The organism is Chlorobium sp., from assembly GCF_036528655.1.
Taxonomy (GTDB): domain Bacteria; phylum Bacteroidota; class Chlorobiia; order Chlorobiales; family Chlorobiaceae; genus Chlorobium.
In genome coordinates this window covers 1-3,135 of sequence record NZ_JAIGND010000038.1, presented here as the reverse complement: position 1 = coordinate 3,135, position 3,135 = coordinate 1, and the positions used below count along the sequence as shown (strand labels likewise).

Sequence of the window (3,135 nt, the reverse complement as noted above, 5' to 3'; positions counted from 1 at the left end):
GGCGACCAGACCGAGACGCTGCTGACGCTCGACCTGTCGGGAGCGATAGTCGGGTACGACGAAGACGGCGACCAGCTGACGCTCGACAGCGGCAGCCTGCAGATCATGGTGCAGGACGACATCCCGGTATCCATACCGATTTACGAGTCTGCGACCGCTACACCTATAGATACCAATCTGCTTATTATTCTCGATACATCAGGCAGTATGGGATCTAATCCTGGAGTGAGCGGATACACCACACGAATGGCTTTATCTGTTGATGCCGCAATAGCTCTTATAGACAAGTACGATGCATTGGGCGAAGTGAAGGTGCGAATTGTCGATTTTGACAGTACTGGCACAATCAAAGGAGGAACAACGTGGCAGACCTCAACAGATGCGAAGAATACTCTTGATGGGATGATTGATGCACATACAGATGCTGGTCAGTTAACGAACTACGACGTTGCATTGCTGACAGCGATGGATGCCTATAATGATTCAGGGGCACTTACCGATGCACAAAGCGTCTCCTATTTCATTTCTGACGGGTCGCCAACAACAAATACGAATTGGGATCCATATTCGACATATGGTACGCCGGGGTATGACACGACATGGCCAAATTGGGGGACGAATAATGGCATCAATAATAACGAAAGAGCTGGCTGGGAGGCATGGTTAAAGAACAATAATGTTATTTCTTATGCAATCGGACTTGGTACGGGTATCAATGAAGGTAATATGAATCCTGTAGCCTATGATGGAGCCAATGAAGTTGATATGAATGGAATCGAAGTGCCGAATCTTAATAATCTTGATGAGGTGCTTTCGGATACGATACCACAGGAGCCTCTTACTGGATCGCTCAGTCTTGTTCTTGGTGCAGATGAAGGAGGGTATGTGAAGTCACTTACAGTGAATTCGGTGACGTATACGTATGATCCATCCGGCAATTCAGGCGAAGGGTCTATAACAGTTTCAGGGGGAACCGGGAACTATTCATTCGATACATCAACTAACGTTTTAACGGTCAATACAGCGGATAAAGCCATAATCAAAATGAATATGGATAATGGTGCCTATGAATACAAAGCGCCAGCGATATTTTCCAGTATTTATAATGAAACAATAGGCTTTACTCTTGTGGATGCTGATGGAGATACGAGCAGCTCTTCAATAATAATAACGAATTATCCGCTTCCATCGCCTGTAAATGAAACATGGACAGGCGGAGATACCGGTGAGACGAAGACCGCTTCATCTGTGAATGCGTATCTGGACGGACAGGGTGGAAATGATACGTTGACGGGCTCGAGCGGCAGCGATATTCTCAAAGGCGGAGAAGGGGATGATTACCTCGATGGAGCGGGCGGTTCCGATGTTATAATGGGATATCATGGCGCGGATACGCTTCTTTTCGATGCCAACGATACGGTTATCGACGGCGGCAACGGAGGCGGCGACGATACGCTTATTCTTGCAACTGGCGTCGGAATCAATTTCAATACGCTTTCGAACAGTGTGCTCAGGAATATCGAGGTTATCGATCTGACGCAGAACGGTGTGCATTCGCTCACCAACCTTTCGCTTCAGGATGTCATTGACATGACCGACGGAAACAATACGCTCTATATTCTTGGGGAAAGTTCAGACAGCGTTGATTTCGAAGGAGCTGGATGGAGTTTCGAGACAAGCGGTGGGTACAAGCTCTATACCAATTCGAATAATCCCGGTGTCAGTGTGTATATCGATAACCGAATTACTCCGACACTCTGAACCCGGGAGAGCAATTTTTCTCAATATACAATGCATCAACAATGAACCGATCGACAAAGAGGACAATGAAGGCGCTTGCGGCGGCGGTGCTGCTGCTTGGCGCGGGCGTGCTGCCGCATGCCGAGGCCGCGACGGTGAAAGAAGCGGCGGAAAAAGCGGTGAATACGAACCCTGAAATCAAGGCAAGGTTCCATGCCTTCCGCGACGTCTACGAAGAGCAGGGCGTGGCCAACGGCGGGTACTGGCCTAAGGTCGATGCTTCCGCCGGCATCGGCAGGGAGTGGCTCTACGGCGATGCGGTGACCGATAAGAACTACTGGCGCAAAGGCATTCGCCTGGAAATGACGCAGATGCTTTTTGACGGTTTCTATACCTGCAACCAGGTTTGCAGGCTTAAACACTCCGGCCAGGCCAGGTACTTCGAGTTTATGGATTCGATTGAAACAGTAGGCCTTGAAAGCGTGAGGGCATATACCGACGTTCTGCGCTATCGGGAGATGGTGCGTCTTGCAAAACGGAATTTCGACTACCATCAGGAGATCTACCGGCAGGTAAGCAGTCGGGTCGGAGCCGGCGTAGGAGCGGGAGTCGATCTCGAGCAGATCAGCGCGCGTGTTGCGCTTGCGCAGTCGAACTATGTGACGGAACTGAGCAATCTGCACGACGTGATGGCCCGTTACCAGCGTCTCGTCGGCGAGTTGCCGGAAGAGAACCTCGAAGCGGTGCTTCTTCCCGATGTCGGCATTCCGGCATCAGTAAACGAAGCGCTTTACGAAGCATATCAGCAGAATCCCGGATTTCTTGCCACCATGTCGGAGATCAACGCGTCGAAACATGCGGTGAAGGTGCAGGAATCGAAGTTTTATCCGCGTCTCGATCTCAGGGCCCGTCACGACTGGACCTGGGACGCCGACGGGATAGACGGCAACCGCAACGAAGCGGTAGTGGAACTTGTGCTGAGCTACAACATTCTCAACGGCGGCTCTGATGCGGCGGCAGTAAGGCAGTACAAGCAGAAGCTGTATCGTTCGGTTGATGTGAAAGACAAGGCAGCGACCGATCTTCGCCAGACTGTATCGATTGCGTATAACGATCGTATAAAAATAGCCGAGCAGGTGAGGTATCTGGATCAGCACCGGAAAAACCTTGATCGTGTGCGTTCAGCCTACCGTGAGCAGTTCAACATCGGGAAGAGGACGCTGCTCGATCTGCTGGATACGGAAAACGAGTATTACCAGGCGCAGCGGGCATACTTTAACGGGTTTTTCGACCTGACGGTTGCCAATGCTCGGACGCTGGCCGGTATGGGCAAACTGATGAGCACGATGGGTATCGTTCGCGGCGAGATGCCGAGTCTGAAGGATATCAATATTC

General features: G+C 50.7%; 2 protein-coding genes. Both read left to right on the top strand.

All coding sequences use genetic code 11. The features are described from left to right. Positions 1 to 1,761: VWA domain-containing protein (locus K4305_RS10995; RefSeq protein WP_331562493.1), on the top strand; the 1,761-nt coding region annotated here is incomplete at its 5' end. A gap of 41 nt (positions 1,762 to 1,802) precedes the next feature. Continuing rightward, the coding region (locus K4305_RS10990; protein WP_331562492.1) for a TolC family outer membrane protein at positions 1,803 to 3,135 on the top strand (1,333 nt) is incomplete at its 3' end.